This window comes from Pseudomonas sp. Irchel s3a10, assembly GCF_900187525.1.
GTDB lineage: Bacteria > Pseudomonadota > Gammaproteobacteria > Pseudomonadales > Pseudomonadaceae > Aquipseudomonas > Aquipseudomonas koreensis_G.
In genome coordinates this window covers 501,739-515,563 of sequence record NZ_FYDR01000002.1, presented here as the reverse complement: position 1 = coordinate 515,563, position 13,825 = coordinate 501,739, and the positions used below count along the sequence as shown (strand labels likewise).

Here is a 13,825-nt window from a genome sequence, read left to right as displayed (position 1 = left end):
CGGTTTTTTTGTGCCTGTGCGATCGCTTACACGAACAGCGACAACAGCAGGATAAAGCCCAGACCCACCACCGACAGGATGGTTTCCATCGCGGTCCAGGTCTTGAAGGTTTCGGCCACGGTCATGTTGAAGTACTGCTTCACCAGCCAGAAACCGGCGTCGTTCACGTGGGACAGGATCAACGACCCGGCACCGGTGGCCAGCACCAGCAGCTCACGGTTGACGCCCGGGATCATCCCCACCACCGGCACCACAATGCCGGCGCCCGTGATGGTCGCCACGGTGGCCGAACCGGTGGCGATACGAATCACCGCCGCCACCAGCCACGCCAGCAGGATCGGCGAGATCTGCGCGCTGACCGCCATGTGGCCGATCACGTCGCCCACGCCGCTGGTCACCAGCATCTGCTTGAAGCCACCACCGGCACCGATGATCAGAATGATCGCGGCGGTCGGCGCCAGGCTTGCGTCCAGCCACTTGAGCATCTGCTGCGAACCGATGCCCTGCTTGTGACCGAAGGTGTACAGCGACAGCAGCAACGCCAGCAACAGTGCCGAGATCGGGTGACCGATCATGTCCATCCAGGTGCGGAAGAAGTGACCGTCCGGCAGCGCCACGTCGGCGAAGGTTTTCAGCAGCATCAGGAACACCGGCAACAGCACGGTAATCAGGGTGATGCTGAAGCTCGGCAACTTGGTTGAGTCGTCGCTTTCACGGGCCAGTTGATCGACCAGTTCCTGATTCGGATGACCGGGAATGTGCTTGGCGATAAACGTACCGAAGATCGGACCGGCAATGATGGCCGTCGGCAGTGCAACGATCAGACCGTAAAGAATGGTCTTGCCGATGTCAGCGCCGAACACCCCGATGGCCAGCAGCGGGCCCGGGTGCGGTGGCACCAGACCGTGTACGGCGGACAGGCCGGCGAGCAGCGGGATACCGATCTTGATGATCGACACACCGGTGCGGCGGGCAACGATGAATACCAGCGGAATCAGCAGCACGAAGCCGATTTCGAAGAACAGCGGAATACCGACCAGGAACGCGGCGAACATCATCGCCCACTGCACTTTGTCCTTGCCGAACGCGCGGATCAGGGTCTGGGCGATCTGATCCGCCCCGCCCGATTCGGCCATCATTTTGCCGAGCATGGTGCCCAGCGCGAGGATGATGCCGACGAAACCGAGCACGCCACCGAAGCCGTCCTGGAACGCCTTGATGATCGTGCCGATCGGCATGCCGGACGTCAGGCCGAGGAACGCGGCCGCGATGGTCAGGGAGATAAAGGGGTGAATCTTGAATTTGGTAATCAGGACGATCAGTCCGATTACCGTGACCACTGCATCAAGCAGCAGAAACGTGTCGTGGGACATGCCAAACATTGGGGGTGTCTCCTGGCTTGTTGTTGTTATTAAAGCGGGTTAAACAGAATTCGTGAGGACAGCGCTAGCTCTTTCAACACACTCATACCGCCTGTTTCAGACCGTGGGCCTGCCACCAGACGTGCGCCTGGGCCGCCAGTTCTTCAACGCTGTGGATCGAAGCATTCAGTGCCAGGGTCAACGGCTCGCCGACCGGCGATTCGAGGGTGGCGAACTGGCTTTCGATCAACGTCGCCGGCATGAAGTGGCCCGGGCGATGGGACACGCGGTCGGCGGCGACTTCAGGGGTCAGCTCAAGAAACACGAAGCCCAGGCCCGGCAAGGCACTGCGCAACACTTCGCGGTAACTGTGTTTAAGGGCCGAGCAGGTCAGCACCGGGCGTTTACCCGATGCATCGACGCGACGCAGTTCATCGCACAGGCTGTCGAGCCAGCCGGCACGGTCGTCGTCGTTCAGGGGGATCCCCGCGCTCATCTTTTCGATGTTCGCGGCCGGATGGAAAGTATCGCCTTCAATGGCAGTGGCGCCGCTCAATTGGCACAGGGCCTCGCTGACGCACGTCTTGCCGCAACCGGCAACGCCCATGATGACCAGGGCGGTGATGGGATGACTCATATAACACCTCAGCGCGCAGACAGCGCTACCTTTGCTAGCTATGACTCTAGTGCACAGGCAGAAGTTGCCGACGCCTTCTTGTCGTTTTTTTGGGTTGCAGCAGGTTTGTTCCCAACGCCAAAAAGCGAAGATCAGGCAGGACCTCGCTTACGCATTTGCAGCTGCATCAGGACAGCGCTACCTTAGTGCCTTGATTTTTGTTTGGCAAGCCGCCCGATGACCACCCCTAAAAACGATAAAAACACTCGCACCACCGGCCGTCCCACCCTTAATGAAGTTGCCCGCCTCGCCGGCGTGAGCCCGATTACCGCCTCCCGCGCACTGCGCGGGGTCAGCACGGTGGCCACGGAACTGGTGGAAAAAGTGCAGAAAGCCGCGCTTGAACTCAACTACGTGGTCAACCCGGCAGCCCGCGCTCTGGCCTCGGCGCAGAGCCATTCAGTGGTGGTGCTGGTGCCGTCGCTGTCCAACCTGTTGTTCATCGATACGCTGGAAGCCATTCATCGGGTGCTCACGCCCAAGGGCTTCGAAGTGCTGATCGGCAACTTCCACTACTCGCGCGATGAAGAAGAAAACCTGCTGCGCAACTACATGGCTTATCAGCCGCGCGGTTTTCTGCTGACCGGGTTTGATCGCACGGAAAGTTCGCGACGGATGATCGAGGCCAGCAACATTCCTTGCGTGTACATGATGGAACTCGACAGCGCGGCCGGAGTGAACTGCGTGGGGTTCTCCCAGCTCAGTGCTGGCGAAACCGCGGCCGAACATTTGCTCTCTCGTGGGCGCAAGCGTCTGGCCTACATCGGTGCGCAACTCGATCAGCGCACCTTGTTGCGCGGTGAGGGTTTCCGAAAAGCCCTGCAGAAGGCCGGGCGTTATGACCCGGATCTGGAAGTGCTGACGCCGCGCTCCTCGTCCGTGGGCCTGGGCGGTGAGCTGTTCCTGCAACTGCTGGCGGCGCATCCGGATGTCGATGCAATCTTCTTCGGTAACGACGACCTGGCGCAGGGCGCGCTGCTCGAAGCGCTGCGCAACGGGATCAAAATCCCCGAGCAGGTGGCGATCCTCGGCTTCAACGACTTGCCGATGTCCGAACACATGGTGCCGCGCCTGAGCAGCATCAACACCCCGCGCGAGGCGATCGGCCGGCGCGCGGCGGAGCAGATGTTGACGTTGATGGCGGGCAACAGCGTGGCGCGGCCGGTTGAGGATATGGGTTTTGAATTGAAGATTCGCGAGAGTACCTGATCCTTCTCAAATGCTGAGTTGAACACACCCCCTGTAGGAGTGAGCCTGCTCGCGATAGCGGTGTGTCATTTAACACATGCATCGCCTGACACAACGCTATCGCGAGCAGGCTCACTCCTACAGTGTTTTGTGTCGGGTTCAGTGGCTGAGCAGGTCGACGAGAGCCGACGCGCCCTTCTGGAGCGGCTGGCTCTTGAGCCACACCGCATGCACCGGCAGTACCAGGCCGTTTTCGATGTTGCGGAAATTCAGGCGCTTCAGTCGTCCGCTGTCCAGCCACGGCTGCACCACCGATAACGGGAAATTGCCCCAGCCCAAACCTGCCTCGACCATCTCCAGCGCCGCCTCCAGGGTGTCGGTGCGCCAGTGCGACTCGGCCACCAGCGGCCGGGTTTCGCTGATTTCCAGGTCGCGACTGGCGACGACGATCTGCCGCACATGCACCAGGTCTTCGAGAAACAGATCCTGCCCCTGCAACAACGGACTGTCCGCCGCCAGCGTGGCGATCATCCGTTCGCTGCCGACAAACTGAAAACGCTCCAGCACGTTCATGCTCAACCCGGCGAACGCCAGGCACACGCTGAAGCGGCCGCTGTGCAGCATCGCCAGCACATCGTCCTGCGGCGCGGTCAGCACTTCGATATCGAGCAGCGGATGGCGTTCGGCAATCACCTTGATCGCGGCGAGCAAGCGGCGGCGGTCGATGTCGGCGACCACGCCAATCGACAACTTGCTCTCCAGCCCCAGCGACAACTCCACCGCGTGCACCTGCAGTTGCTTGAGCTGCTCGGCAATCAATCGCGCGTGAGGCACCAGTGACAGTGCCATCGCCGTCGGTTGCGGCTCACGATGGCTGCGGTCGAACAAGGCATAGCCAAGCTCCGCCTCCAGATTGCCGATAGCCATGCTCACCGCCGACGGCACCCGCCCCAAAGCGCGAGCAGCAGCGGAAAACGAGCCACGTTCGATCACCGCGAGAAACAGTTCGATGCTGTCGCTGTTGAAATTCAAAACACCACCTATCACCAAAACTGAAAGCTACTGACTTTTTCTGTCACGCCTATTGAAGCTATCTTTTGCCGCCTTCGCCAGTCCCGCTGGCCAACACGTTGCAAGAAAGAGGCAAATCCCCATGCAAGGCGTCAAACGCAAACTGGTCTACGTGTCGCTCTACGAAGTGATCGGCATGACCTTCTCCGCCCTTGGCCTGGCGCTGTTGTCCGGCACCTCGCCCGGCAGCACCGGCCCGCTGGCAGTGATCATCACCACCATCGCCGTGACCTGGAATTTCATCTACACCTCGCTGTTCGAGCACTGGGAAAGTCGCCAGAAATCGCGCACCCGCACGGTCAAACGGCGCATCGCTCATGCAGTCGGTTTTCAGCTGACACTGATCGTGTTCCTGATCCCGCTGATCGCCTGGTGGATGAACATCAGTCTGGTGCAGGCATTCCTGCTGGATCTGGCGCTGATCATCTTCATCCCGTGCTACACGTTCGCCTTCAACTGGCTGTTCGATCGCATTTTCGGCTTGCCGGCGTCGGCGCTGCCCGATTCGACCGCAGCGGCATAAATCGTTAATTGGTAAGTAGTTATTGCAAGAAATCGGCGGTTCTCCGGGGCTAACCGCCGAAATTCACAATCCATCAACTCCGATAGCAGGCTAAGCTTTTCCATCAATAAAAAATGGATCCGCCGATGACTGCTCACGCCCCCGCCGCCGCGCAAAGCGACGGCATCGACCCGATACGCGCCGCCGAGATTTCTGCCCGCATCGACCGCCTGCCCGCCGTCGCCACCATCTGGCGGCTGGTGGCGCTGCTGTCGATTGGCGGTTTCTTCGAACTCTACGATTTGTTCCAGACCGCCTACATCAGTCCGGGGCTGATCCATGACGGGATCTTCGCCACCGGCAATCAGGGCGTGTTCGGCTTCTCCGATCAGGCGGCGTTCGCTTCGGCGACCTTCCTTGGCCTGTTCCTCGGCGCCAGCCTGCTCAGTCCGTTGGCCGATCGTTTCGGCCGGCGCGCGATCTTCACCTTTGCGCTGGTCTGGTACACCGTGGCCACGGTGCTGATGGGCATCCAAAGCTCGGCGCTGGGCATCATCTGCATGCGCTTTCTGGTGGGCATCGGCCTCGGTATCGAGCTGGTGACCATCGACGCCTACCTCTCGGAACTGGTGCCCAAACGCATGCGCAGTTCAGCGTTTGCCTTCGCCTTTTTCGTGCAGTTTCTCTCGGTGCCAGCGGTGGCGTTGATGTCGTGGTGGCTGGTACCGCAGGCGCCGTTCGGTGTGTCGGGCTGGCGTTGGGTGGTGCTGGCGAGTGCGGTGTTTGCACTGTTCATCTGGTGGCTGCGCAAGCGTCTGCCGGAGTCGCCGCGCTGGCTGGCGCAACACGGCAGATTCGATGAAGCGAACAGGATTCTCGACGACATCGAAGCCCGCTGCGAGAAGGATCACCGCCAACCGCTGGACGCTCCAGAAACGGTGGCCGTGGATGTCGAGGGCAAGGGCCGCTTCGCCGATATCTGGCAGCCGCCGTACCGGCGTCGCGCGTTGATGCTGATCGTGTTTCACGTGTTCCAGGCGATCGGTTTCTTCGGTTTCGGCAACTGGCTGCCGGCGTTGCTTTCCGGCCAGGGTGTGAGCGTCACCCACAGCCTGATGTACGCGTTCATCATCACCCTCGCCTACCCCCTCGGGCCGTTGTTGTTCGTGAAGTTCGCCAACCGTTTCGAGAACAAATGGCAGATCGTCGGCTCGGCCCTCGGCGCCATGACTTTCGGCACTTTGTTCGCGTTGCAGACTAGCGCCCTCGGCCTGATCTTCTGCGGGGTGATGATCACCTTCTGCAATGCGTGGCTGAGCTTCAGTTATCACTCGTACCAGAGCGAACTGTTCCCGACCAACATCCGTGCGCGGGCGGTGGGTTTCTGCTATTCGTTCAGCCGCTTGTCGACGGTGTTCAGCAGCCTGCTGATCGGGCTGTTTCTCGACAACTTCGGCACGCCCGGGGTGCTCGCATTCATCGTCAGCAGCATGCTGATCGTGATGCTGACCATCGGCTGGTTCGGCCCGCGTACGCGCAACCTGGCGCTGGAAAATATTGCCCATCGCTGAGGCCAGCGTGGTCATTGGCAAAGCAAGAACAGCGACAAACTGGCGGACAAGTTTCTCGCGGCGCTGTGATCTGAAAGTTGCTTGGAAACCAATGTAGGAGTGAGCCTGCTCGCGATAGCGATACATCAGTTACTTATCCAGTGACTGACGCACCGCAATCGCGAGCAGGCTCACTCCTACAGTTGTTGATGGGTGTCAGTTCAGCTGCAACGTCGCATTGAACTGCCCGATCGCATCCACCACATGCCGTGACCCCTGCTGAATCTCCAGGATCACCTCCCCCGCCTCGTTCGCCAGTTCCACACCCAGCCCGGTGCGGCTCAGGCTTGACTGCATGCTCGACACCGCACTCAGCGACAGGTCGTGGTTTTTGCGTACCACTTCGACAATCTCCAGGGTCGCCTGACTGGTACGCGCCGCAAGGCTGCGCACCTCATCTGCCACCACCGCAAAACCGCGTCCGTGTTCACCGGCTCGCGCCGCTTCGATGGCCGCGTTGAGCGCCAGCAGGTTGGTCTGGTCGGCGATGCCGCGGATGGTCTGGACGATGGTGCCGATGATGTCCGACTGCTTGCTGACCGCATCAATGCTCAGCGCCGCTTCGTTGAGGTCGCGGGAAATGTCCTGAATGATCTGTACGGTTTGTTGCACGACTTGTGAGCCTTTTTGCGCGCAGGCGTCGTTCTGTACCGAGGTGCTGTGGGCCGATTCCGCCGCGTTCTGCAGCGTAGTCATTTGTTGAGTGATGTCACTGGCGAACTTCACCACTTTGTACAAGCGGCCCTTGGTGTCGAACAGCGGGTTGTACGAGGCTTCGAGATAAACCATCTGCCCCGACTTGTTCTTGCGCTCGAAACGGTGCGAGTGATATTCGCCGCGATTGAGCGACGCCCAGAACGCCTTGTACTGCGCCGATTCGGATTCGGAACGGTGACAGAACATGCTGTGGTGATGGCCAACGATTTCGTTGAGCGAGTACTGCATCGTTTTCAGAAAGTTGTCATTGGCGGTAATCACATTGCCGTCCGGGGTGAACTCGATCACCGCCATCGAACGGCTGATCGCCGCCAGCATGCTTTCTTCTTCGTGCTCTTTGTTGACCCGGGCGGTGATGTCCGACGCCACTTTGATGACACTTTTGACTTGTTTGTCCGCGCCGTACACCGGCATGTAACTGGCTTCCAGCCAGATCTCCTTGCCGGACTTGTTCAAGCGCAGAAACGTGCCGCTGATCGGCTCACCCCGGGCCAGGTCGCGCCACAATCTGGCGTATTCCTCGCTGCGGTAAAACGCTTCTTCGCAAAACACCCGGTGATGTTTGCCACGCACCTCTTCGGCGCTGTAACCCATGGTCTTGCAAAAGTTTTCGTTGGCATCCAGAACAATGCCTTCGGGGGTAAATTCGATCATCGCCATCGAACGGCTGATCGCTTCGAGCTTGGCGTTGGCTTCGGTCAAGGCGCAGCTGAAACGCTCGATTTCCCGCAGATCAGCCTTGTGATGTAGGTTGAACATGGTTGTATCACCTTCCGCGCGTTCTTTTGATTTGATGAAAGTTCAGGTCTTTCAGCATCCACCACTACGTTCCACAGAACAGGCACACGCATTCCTCCACAGGAGGAAGTTGTCAGGTGATAAATGATGTTTAATCCGAGGGTCCATGCAGCGACGCTCTCATCAAGACATCCTTCTCTTGATAGCCCGGCGACGGGCCAGCCCTAACGTGCAGAAGAACTTCCATGTAAAACCCCGCTCCTTGTTGGTTCAGTGTCCGGTGCCTTGGGTTGCGCACTCTGGCAGCGTTGAAATCACGGCTAACAGATGACGGTCGACATAGTTAGTTACAGCACAGCATAGCCAGCGCCCTGCCGTGCGCAAGGCCACTAGTCGGCCAGTATCTGGCACTTTTTGCACAAGAAACGGTTCAGCGAGCCGTCGCGACTGCCGTCTCCGCCACCAGATCCAGCAACGCCTGCACCGCCGCTGACGGCGTCTGCCCTGCAGGCAGCACCAGCGAAAACACTCGTTCGATACGTGGCTGCAGGGCAATCACGCGCAAGCCCTGACGCTCGGCCGGCAAGGTCATTTCCGGCACCAGGGTCACGCCGAGGTTTTCCCGCACCAGAGTGAAGGCGCTGCTCCATTCGCGCACTTCGACCCGCACATCCTGCAACTGCAACCCGGCCTCGGCGGCGAGGCTGCGGGCGTTGGTCGAGCATCCGCCGGTGGCCAGCACGAATGGCAGCGCCGTCAGTTCTGGCAGGCTGACGCCTTGCTCGGTTCCACGCAGCGCCAGCGGATGCCCTGCGGGAACGACCGCCACCCATGCGTCGCGACCCAATGGCCCGGCGTTGCGCTCGGGTGCCGGGTTGAGCACCACGCCGACATCCACCAGCCCGGCCGCGAGCAGGGTTTCGACCTCATCGTCGCTGACCTCCAGCGCCACCACTTCGATCCCCGGGTACAAGCGATTGAACTGGCGCAGCAGCGGTGGCAGAAAACTCGCCAGCACCATGGGAAAACTCGCCAGGCGGATCGTCCCGCGCAGCATCGGGCGCACGCTGTCGACCGTCTGGCGAATGGTTTGCAGCGCGCCGAGCATCAACCGCGCCTGTTCGATCACCGGCAGGCCAATGGCGGTGGGCAAGGTCTGTCGGCTTTCGCGGCTGAACAGCTGCACGCCAAGGGTTTCTTCCATCAGCGCTAAGGCCTGGCTCGCTCCGGACTGGGTCATGCCGACCCTTTCGGCAGCGCGAGTGATATTGCCGTGATCGGCCACGGCGACCACCAGCCGCCAATGCATCAGGTTCATCATGGCAGTAGCTGTCCTTATGGCTGCTTTCTGAAAGATTAATTTTACCGAGGGTGCGGCGCACTATGACACTGGCGCCAAATCCTCACCAGAGAGCTGCCGATGAAGCTGTATTACGCCCCGCAAGCCTGTTCACTGGCGCCGCACATTGTGTTGCGCGAACTGAAGCTGCCCTTCGTGCTGATCCGCGTCGACAACCGCAGCAAGCGCACGGCCAGCGGCGAAGACTTCCTCGCGATCAACCCCAAGGGGTACGTCGCGGCCCTGCAACTGGACGACGGCGCGGTGCTGACCGAAGGCCCGGTGATCCTGCAATATCTGGCGGATCTGCAACCACAATCGGGACTGGCGCCAGCGCCCGGCAGTTTTGAACGGCTGCGTTTGCAGGAGTGGCTGAATTTCATTTCGAGCGAGATCCACGGCGGGCTTGGTGCGCTGTTCGATGAGCGTCTGCCGGCCGAGGTGATCAAGGAGAAGTTGTTCAAGCGCTTTGCGGTGTTGGTCGCGGTGCTGGATCAACAGGATTATCTGTTGCCGAGCGGCTTCAGCGTGGCGGATGCGTTGTTGTTTGTGGTGTTGCGCTGGGCCGGGTTGTTCGGGATCGAGCTGGCGCAGTGGCCGGCGCTGGCGCGGTTTCAGGCGCGGATTGAACAGAGGCCGACCGTGATGGCGGCGTTGGCCGCGGAAGCGGCGTAAGTCTTTAGATCATTCGCGAGCAAGCCCGCTCCCACACTGGATTCGGGCAAGCCACAGACCCAGTGTGGGAGCGAGCTTGCTCGCGAAGGCGGTAGCTCAAACGCCACCGATCAAACAGTTGAAACTCAAAGCCCCGCCGTCACCTTGCTCGCCACCTCCCCCGGTACCCACGCCTGCCACACCTGCGGCTGATCACGCAAAAACGCTTCGGCGACCTGTCGCGGTGGCTGGCGTTTTTCGCTCATTCCTGCGAGCGTCTGGTTCAACAGATCAATCGGCAAATCGACTTTCTCGAAGAACGACACCAGCTCCGGGTATTGCGCCTTGAACGGCGCCGACACGCCTATCGCCAGGCTGGCCGGCATCGAGCGGGTGCCCTTGGGATTCGGGTTATTGGCATCGGCCAGAGTCTTCCAGGCTTCGGCATCGAACGGTGGCTCTTCGAGCTTCACCAGTTTGAAGCGCCCGAGCAGCGGTGTCGGCGACCAGTAGTAGAACAGCACCGGTTTGCCGCGTTTGATCGACGACGCCACCTCAGCATCCAGCGCCGCGCCGGAGCCGGTGCGGAAGTTCACGTAGCTGTCGCTCAGCGCATAGGCCTTGAGCTTCTGGCTGTTGACGATCTCCGAAGTCCAGCCAGTCGGGCTGTTGAGGAAGCGTCCACGGCTCGGGTCTTCCGGGTCGCGAAACACGTCCTTGTAGCGCGGCAGGTCGGCCACCGATTTCAGCTCCGGGGCCAGCGGTTTGATCCCGCGTTCGGGGTCACCCTTGATCACGTATTCCGGCACCCACCAGCCCTCGGTCGCGCCCTTGACCGTGTCGCCCAAGCCGAACACCTTGCCTTCATTGGCAGCCTTGACCCACGCCGGACTGCGCCCTGCCCATTCCTCGCCGATCACCTGAATATCGTTTTTCGCCAGCGCCGCTTCGAGGCTGACGGTGCTGCCCGGCAGCGTGTCGGTCGGGTAGCCGTAACCTTTCTCGACGATCAGGCGCAGCACTTCGGTGATGAAACTGCCGCTTTCCCAGGTGATGTCACCGAAGTGGATCGGCGCGGTTTTCTCCGCCGCCGAAACAGCGCCGACGCTCAGGCTCAGCGCCAGCAACGAACGGCCGAGCAGGGTTTTGATCGATCTCATGCGGACCTCTTGTCTGTCAGGATTTGGTTGGCGCTGTGGCGGTCGCACAGGGCCTGGGAACGGCTCATGTAGACGCTGACCGAACGCTGGGAGATGCCCAGTTCGGCGGCGATTTGCGGATAGGTCAGGCCATCGATCCGTGCCAGCAGGAAGGTCGAACGGACTTTGCCGGGCAAACGTTGCAGGCTGTGGTCGAGGCGTTTGAGGGTCTCGCTCAGTTGCGCGAGGTCTTCAGGCGAAGTGGCGACATCGACGTCAATCCGCTGCGCATGCCGGCGCTCCAGATCCGCCCGGCGCCAGCGCTGATAAAGCAGGCGTTGGGCAATCGTGGTGAGCATGGCGCGCGGTTCACGGATCGCCGTGACACTGGGTGACTGAAGCAACTGCGCGAAGGTTTCGGCAGCGATGTCTTCCGCGCTTTCGGCGTCGTGCAGCTGCCGGCGCAGGTAAGTGCACAGCCAGCGGTAGTGAGCGCGGAACAGTGCGTCTAGATGATTGCGGTGAGTGGTATCGGCGCCGGACATAAGGGCTCCTGAGTAAGGGGTCGCTGAATGTCCGGTGATCCGGTGGCGCGATCGTAGCAAGGCGCCTTATGCATTAATAATATTTATATTTCATTTTTATATTCTTTTTGGAGATATAAGAACAAAAGATCGCAGCCTGCGGCAGCTCCTACAGGTTGAACGCATTTTAAATGTAGGAGCTGCCGAAGGCTGCGATCTTTTAGCGCAAGCGGCCGTAGCCCAACTCTTCAGCCTCACGCTGATATTCGAGCACGATCTGATAATCGCTTTCGCTGGCGGGCAAAACTTCAGCCAAGCCGAGGATCTGCGCCACATCAGGCAGCTCACGCAACGCCCGATTCATCACCCGGCGCAACTGTTCGATCTGCTCGTCCGTGGCAGTAGCGACGGTGATAAAAGGCAAGGTCGGGCTGAACGCACTGCGCGCCACCACCCGCAATCCACTGACTTCTTCAGGCGCATGCTGGGCGAGGTAGGCATAGGTCACGCTGTCAATGGCCGCCAGATCGGCGCGCTCTTCACGCAACCAGCGCAGGCTTTCGCGGTGCGCCCCACTGATGCCGAGCGTGGCGAAGAACTGCCCGTCGCGATGCAACGGCGCCAGGCGCTGGCGCAACAGGTTCATGCCGCTGTTGGAATCTTCGCTGTTGATCACTCCACGGCTGCCGCGAAAGTCCGCCAGGGTTTTGCGGTTGTCGTCCGTACGGCTGAGGATCAGGCTGCAGTGATTGCCGGCAGTGGCGTCGGGCAGTTCGTAACGGGGACGCCCGACAATGCGCACCTGACCGCGCAGCAAAGTCATCAACGGGTAGCCGCAGGTCTGGGTCAGCAGCAGATCTGGCGATAACCAGAGCTCGGGGAGCGACAGGCTGACGGCGCTCAGGCGGGAGTGGCCGAGGTGTTCGAGGATGCGGGCGATCCAGCGTTCGTTGGCCGCGCGAATGGGCTCGGGGGCGGTGTACATCAGCAGTTCGAGGTGGTGTTGGGTCATACACATTATTCCCGGACAACAGATTTCCACTGTAGGCCTTCGCCTGCTCGCGATAGCGGTGTGTCAGTAACCTTTTTCGTTGATTGACACACCGCTATCGCGAGCAGGCTCACTCCTACAAGGGATTTTTGGTGTTTTTGAGGTTAGTGGTAAGGATGCTGCGGACTGTCGATCGGCTTCAAACCGTGCTGCCGCCACAACTGCCCATAACCCTGCACCAGAAACCCGCCACTGCGCGCTACCCATTGTTCGCGGCGCATCCGGTAGGCCGCCGGCAAGTCGTACCACGCCAGCCCCGGCAGGTCGTGATGCACCAGATGAAAATTCAGATTCAGAAACAGCCAGCGCCACGGCCAACCGGCCTCGTTGAGCACGGTGCGCTGCTCCGGCTGTGCGTGCGGGCGGTGTTCATAGTAGGAGCGGATCATCGCGATCGACAGTGCCGGTACACTGATCAGCAGCAGGTAATGCCAGACCGGCAGCACGCTGAAGCGCGCGATAAACCACAGCATCAACACGCTGAACGCACCGTGGGTCAGCCACATCAGCCAGGCCTGACGCTCGCGGTTTTTCAGGCGTTGCAGTTCTTCCGCGGCCAACGACAGTAGTCCCAGCGGCGCACCAATCGCAAAACGCCCGAGCACGGTTTTGTTAAGCCAGTGAACGCTGCGTTCGAATAGCGAACTGCTCTGCCAGTGCGACGTTGTCAGGTAACGGCTTTCCGGGTCGACGCCGGGCACGGTCAGGTGTTCATCGCGGTGATGCAGCAGATGGCTATCGCGATACAAGGTATACGGGTACCACACCGCAAAGGGTGCATAACCGAGGATTTTGTTGAAAAGCACCGAGCGGGTCGGATGCCCATGCAGCAATTCATGCTGCACCGACAGCCACAGCACCAGCAGCGGAATCAGCAGCAATGTGCTCAAGCCGCGACCGAGCCACTGACTGTTGATGATGATCGCGAACCAGCCGCCATACACGCCGATCAGCAGCAGCCATGTCGGCCATTCGGTGCGGGCGGTGAAGCGCTGGCGCAGGGTTTCGATCTGCTGGCGATGGTCGGCGTCGAAGTAATTCGGCATGGCGTGGCTCGGAACGGGAGTCTTCCCCTTCTGTGCAACAACGCCGAGCAATCTTGCAGATTATTTTTGTGCTGAACCGGGAGCCCGGGAACGGGCTCCCGAAGGACGTGATCAATGACCGAAAATATCGACCTTCTTGGCCTTCTTCTCTGCACGTTTTTCAATCGCGGTCTTGGCCGGTTTCTTCTTCGCGGCTTTCTTTGAATCCA

General features: G+C 60.3%; 12 protein-coding genes and 2 pseudogenes. 4 read left to right on the top strand and 10 right to left on the bottom strand.

Annotated features, from left to right (window positions below; genetic code table 11):
* Positions 1 to 26: 26 nt before the first annotated feature.
* Positions 27 to 1,382 (bottom strand): GntP family permease, encoded by a 1,356-nt coding sequence (locus tag CKW11_RS07830; RefSeq protein ID WP_095137079.1) that lies wholly within the window; start codon positions 1,380 to 1,382, stop codon positions 27 to 29.
* An 82-nt stretch (positions 1,383 to 1,464) separates the two neighbouring features.
* A complete protein-coding gene (locus tag CKW11_RS07825) occupies positions 1,465 to 1,998 on the bottom strand; it encodes a gluconokinase (protein WP_027612589.1) in 534 nt (177 codons plus the stop codon).
* Between the two features lie 216 nt (positions 1,999 to 2,214).
* Here CKW11_RS07825 and CKW11_RS07820 point away from each other — a divergent pair, with 216 nt between their 5' ends.
* The gene (locus tag CKW11_RS07820; protein WP_007917805.1) at positions 2,215 to 3,246 is read left to right on the top strand and encodes a LacI family DNA-binding transcriptional regulator; all 1,032 of its coding nucleotides are present in this window, start codon (positions 2,215 to 2,217) and stop codon (positions 3,244 to 3,246) included.
* A 138-nt stretch (positions 3,247 to 3,384) separates the two neighbouring features.
* Here the strand turns inward: CKW11_RS07820 and CKW11_RS07815 are convergent, their stop codons facing one another.
* A complete protein-coding gene (locus tag CKW11_RS07815) occupies positions 3,385 to 4,257 on the bottom strand; it encodes a LysR family transcriptional regulator (RefSeq protein ID WP_095137078.1) in 873 nt (290 codons plus the stop codon).
* 121 nt (positions 4,258 to 4,378) lie between these two features.
* Here CKW11_RS07815 and CKW11_RS07810 point away from each other — a divergent pair, with 121 nt between their 5' ends.
* Together CKW11_RS07810 and CKW11_RS07805 are read left to right on the top strand one after the other, a co-directional pair.
* Positions 4,379 to 4,819: a PACE efflux transporter gene (locus CKW11_RS07810; protein ID WP_095137077.1), complete on the top strand. Its 441-nt coding sequence runs from the start codon at positions 4,379 to 4,381 to the stop codon at positions 4,817 to 4,819.
* A gap of 125 nt (positions 4,820 to 4,944) precedes the next feature.
* Positions 4,945 to 6,369, top strand: a complete 1,425-nt coding sequence (locus CKW11_RS07805; RefSeq protein WP_095137076.1) for an MFS transporter — start codon at positions 4,945 to 4,947, stop codon at positions 6,367 to 6,369.
* Positions 6,370 to 6,564: 195 nt separating this feature from the next.
* On the opposite strand, the pseudogene CKW11_RS29070 reads toward CKW11_RS07805, so the two are convergent.
* The 3 genes and pseudogenes from CKW11_RS29070 to CKW11_RS07795 form a co-directional block, all read right to left on the bottom strand.
* Positions 6,565 to 6,993, bottom strand: a pseudogene (locus CKW11_RS29070) (methyl-accepting chemotaxis protein); the annotation flags it as partial.
* Between the two features lie 114 nt (positions 6,994 to 7,107).
* Positions 7,108 to 7,884: pseudogene (locus CKW11_RS29065) on the bottom strand (PAS domain-containing protein); the annotation flags it as partial.
* 409 nt (positions 7,885 to 8,293) lie between these two features.
* On the bottom strand, positions 8,294 to 9,184 hold the full coding sequence (locus CKW11_RS07795) for a LysR family transcriptional regulator (protein WP_095137074.1): 891 nt from the start codon (positions 9,182 to 9,184) through the stop codon (positions 8,294 to 8,296).
* 99 nt (positions 9,185 to 9,283) lie between these two features.
* Here CKW11_RS07795 and gstA point away from each other — a divergent pair, with 99 nt between their 5' ends.
* The gene (gene gstA, locus CKW11_RS07790) at positions 9,284 to 9,877 is read left to right on the top strand and encodes a glutathione transferase GstA (protein WP_095137073.1); all 594 of its coding nucleotides are present in this window, start codon (positions 9,284 to 9,286) and stop codon (positions 9,875 to 9,877) included.
* A gap of 125 nt (positions 9,878 to 10,002) precedes the next feature.
* On the opposite strand, the gene CKW11_RS07785 is transcribed toward gstA, so the two are convergent.
* The 4 genes from CKW11_RS07785 to CKW11_RS07770 all read right to left on the bottom strand — a co-directional run bounded on the left by CKW11_RS07785 (position 10,003) and on the right by CKW11_RS07770 (position 13,616).
* Complete coding sequence (locus CKW11_RS07785) at positions 10,003 to 11,016, bottom strand: ABC transporter substrate-binding protein (RefSeq protein ID WP_095137072.1); 1,014 nt, start codon at positions 11,014 to 11,016, stop codon at positions 10,003 to 10,005.
* Positions 11,013 to 11,540: a sigma-70 family RNA polymerase sigma factor gene (locus CKW11_RS07780; protein ID WP_095137071.1), complete on the bottom strand. Its 528-nt coding sequence runs from the start codon at positions 11,538 to 11,540 to the stop codon at positions 11,013 to 11,015. The genes CKW11_RS07785 and CKW11_RS07780 overlap by 4 nt, the downstream gene beginning before the upstream one ends.
* A gap of 199 nt (positions 11,541 to 11,739) precedes the next feature.
* Positions 11,740 to 12,531 (bottom strand): phosphate/phosphite/phosphonate ABC transporter substrate-binding protein, encoded by a 792-nt coding sequence (locus CKW11_RS07775; protein ID WP_095137070.1) that lies wholly within the window; start codon positions 12,529 to 12,531, stop codon positions 11,740 to 11,742.
* A gap of 143 nt (positions 12,532 to 12,674) precedes the next feature.
* Positions 12,675 to 13,616, bottom strand: a complete 942-nt coding sequence (locus CKW11_RS07770) for a fatty acid desaturase (protein WP_095137069.1) — start codon at positions 13,614 to 13,616, stop codon at positions 12,675 to 12,677.
* Between the last annotated feature and the right edge of the window lie 209 nt (positions 13,617 to 13,825).

What these genes read in the sequence shown, in the direction of transcription:
- CKW11_RS07775 (WP_095137070.1), bottom strand. Translation starts at nt 12,531, where the DNA reads ATGACCCAACACCACCTCGAACTGCTGATGTACACCGCCCCCGAGCCC.
- gstA (WP_095137073.1), top strand. Translation starts at nt 9,284, where the DNA reads ATGAAGCTGTATTACGCCCCGCAAGCCTGTTCACTGGCGCCGCACATT.
- CKW11_RS07820 (WP_007917805.1), top strand. Translation starts at nt 2,215, where the DNA reads ATGACCACCCCTAAAAACGATAAAAACACTCGCACCACCGGCCGTCCC.
- CKW11_RS07770 (WP_095137069.1), bottom strand. Translation starts at nt 13,616, where the DNA reads ATGCCGAATTACTTCGACGCCGACCATCGCCAGCAGATCGAAACCCTG.
- CKW11_RS07805 (WP_095137076.1), top strand. Translation starts at nt 4,945, where the DNA reads ATGACTGCTCACGCCCCCGCCGCCGCGCAAAGCGACGGCATCGACCCG.
- CKW11_RS07830 (WP_095137079.1), bottom strand. Translation starts at nt 1,382, where the DNA reads ATGTTTGGCATGTCCCACGACACGTTTCTGCTGCTTGATGCAGTGGTC.
- CKW11_RS07825 (WP_027612589.1), bottom strand. Translation starts at nt 1,998, where the DNA reads ATGAGTCATCCCATCACCGCCCTGGTCATCATGGGCGTTGCCGGTTGC.
- CKW11_RS07785 (WP_095137072.1), bottom strand. Translation starts at nt 11,016, where the DNA reads ATGAGATCGATCAAAACCCTGCTCGGCCGTTCGTTGCTGGCGCTGAGC.
- CKW11_RS07795 (WP_095137074.1), bottom strand. Translation starts at nt 9,184, where the DNA reads ATGATGAACCTGATGCATTGGCGGCTGGTGGTCGCCGTGGCCGATCAC.
- CKW11_RS07780 (WP_095137071.1), bottom strand. Translation starts at nt 11,540, where the DNA reads ATGTCCGGCGCCGATACCACTCACCGCAATCATCTAGACGCACTGTTC.
- CKW11_RS07810 (WP_095137077.1), top strand. Translation starts at nt 4,379, where the DNA reads ATGCAAGGCGTCAAACGCAAACTGGTCTACGTGTCGCTCTACGAAGTG.